The organism is Pseudomonas sp. DrBHI1 (assembly GCF_002205115.1).
GTDB classification, from domain to species: domain Bacteria; phylum Pseudomonadota; class Gammaproteobacteria; order Pseudomonadales; family Pseudomonadaceae; genus Aquipseudomonas; species Aquipseudomonas mosselii.
On record NZ_NIBE01000106.1, the window covers coordinates 1 to 2,082 of the forward strand.

A 2,082-nucleotide genomic window follows, 5' to 3' on the forward strand; every position below is an offset into this window, starting at 1 on the left:
GAAGCCGGTATTTCCATGGCCCTGGGCGCCTTCCTCGCCGGTCTGTTGCTGGCCGACTCCGAGTACCGCCACGAGTTGGAATCGCAGATCGAGCCGTTCAAGGGTCTGCTGCTGGGGCTGTTCTTCATCAGCGTCGGCATGGGCGCCAACCTGCGCCTGCTGCTGGAAATGCCGCTGGTGCTGCTGGGCATGACCGTGCTGTTGATCGCGGTGAAACTGCTGCTGCTGATCGGCGTCGGCCGCATCGCCGGGGGCCTCAACAGCGCCAGCGCCCTGCGCCTGGGCATGGTGCTGGCGGCCGGTGGCGAATTTGCCTTCGTGGTGTTCAAGCTGGGCAAGGACCAGGGCCTGTTCGACACCCTGACCTACGACCTGCTGCTGATGACCATCACCCTGTCGATGGCCCTCACCCCGCTGCTGATGATCGGCTGCGCCCGCGCCCTCAAGCGTCCGCAACCCGCCCGGGAAGTACCTGAGCAATACAAGCAGATCGACGCAGGCACGCCACGGGTGGTGATCGTCGGCATGGGCCGCATGGGCCAGATCGTGGCGCGCATCCTGCGGGCGCAGAAGATCCCCTTCGTCGCCCTGGAAACCTCGGTGGACACCATCGAGCTGACCCGCATGTTCGAGCAGGTGCCGGTGTTCTACGGCGATCCGTCGCGTACCGAGGTGCTGCATGCGGCAAAGGTCGACGAAGCCGAGTACGTGATCATCACCATCGACGACCCCGAGGCCGCGACCCGCACCGCGGAGCGGGTCAAGCGCCTGTACCCGCACCTGAAGGTCATCGCCCGGGCGCGCAACCGCCAGCATGTGCACAAGCTGGTGGACGTGGGCGCCGAGCCGATTCGCGAGACCTTCCATTCCAGCCTGGAAATGAGCCGGCGGGCGCTGGTCGGGCTGGGGCTGACCGAGGCCCAGGCGGCTGATCGCATCGCCCGCTTCACCGAGCATGACGAGCAGGTGCTGGAGGCCCAGGGGCATGTGCGCGACGACCGGGCCAAGGTGATGCAGACGGCCAAGGAAGCGCGGGTGGAGCTGGAGCGGTTGTTTGCGTCGGATGAGGATTGACGCTCAGGCGAACGCCAGCCGCTCGATGGGTGGATGCTCGCGGTGCGCGGCCTGCCACAGGTCGTAAGCCGCCTGCTCAGCCAGATACTGCCGGGCACTGCCAAGACCGGCCAGTTCGAGGCGATAGGCCAGGTCGGCTGAAATGGCTGTATGGCCGTTGAGCACTGTGGATAACTGACCACGTGAATAGCCAAGGTGGCGGGCCAGGGAAGAGACGTTCATGCCGATGGCGGGCAGTACGTCTTCGCGCAGGGCTTCGCCGGGGTGGGGTGGGTTGTGCATAGTTGTCACTTCGTCTTGAAATCTTGGGGCTGCTACGCAGCCCTTTCGCGACACAAGGCCGCTCCCACAGCGATCGCGCCAGATTGAGGGACCTGAGCCAGACAGTTGCTCCTACAGCAGATCGCGATCTCTGTGGGAGCGGCCTTGTGTCGCGAAAGGGCCGCAAAGCGGCCCCCAGTTCAAACGGCAGATCGAGGTCTCACCCTCCGCTGATGATCCAGCCACCAACGGGGTTCCTACGCCAGTTCTCGCCACTGGATAGCAACTGGTTTCGCGCTCGCCTGAAACCATACAACAGCGGCAGTGCAGATCAACCGAAAAGCTTCCGACAAGCTTGAAGGAACGTGTTCAAAAAACGCTCGAATCTGCTGAGCTCAGCCATGTCCTACATGATCTGAAAACCTTTCCTGCTGAGCAGCCGGCAGCCCAAGAAATACCCTACAAAGTCTGTCGATACCCTTCTGATTGTCCGGGGAAATCATGCCCTCTAGGCTGACCGGGTCGCTGTCGGTTCAGCGATCGGGCGTGGAAACCCGGCTGGTTGGTTATCGGATTATCTGTCGTAACGGCAGCTGTACGCGGGAGGCCACAAGGCCTGCCGGGGTTCTCCGATAACCTGGGTTTCCACCCCGTGTACAGCCGCCACCCTTCGCGTGGAAACGGACGGTGCCGGTCAATTTCTATCGGAGTTTGACCATGAAAAAAATCGTCCCCGACCCACCCCTC

2 protein-coding genes are annotated in these 2,082 nt (G+C 63.0%); one reads left to right on the plus strand and one right to left on the minus strand.

What is annotated here, in order from left to right:
- Positions 1-1,074: NAD-binding protein (locus tag CC207_RS21025; protein ID WP_178080985.1), on the plus strand; the 1,074-nt coding region annotated here is incomplete at its 5' end.
- 3 nt (positions 1,075-1,077) lie between these two features.
- Here CC207_RS21025 and CC207_RS21030 read toward each other — a convergent pair.
- Positions 1,078-1,356 carry a HigA family addiction module antitoxin gene (locus CC207_RS21030; protein ID WP_088852700.1) on the minus strand — a complete coding sequence of 93 codons (279 nt, stop codon included), beginning with the start codon at positions 1,354-1,356 and terminating at the stop codon, positions 1,078-1,080.
- Positions 1,357-2,082 lie beyond the last annotated feature (726 nt).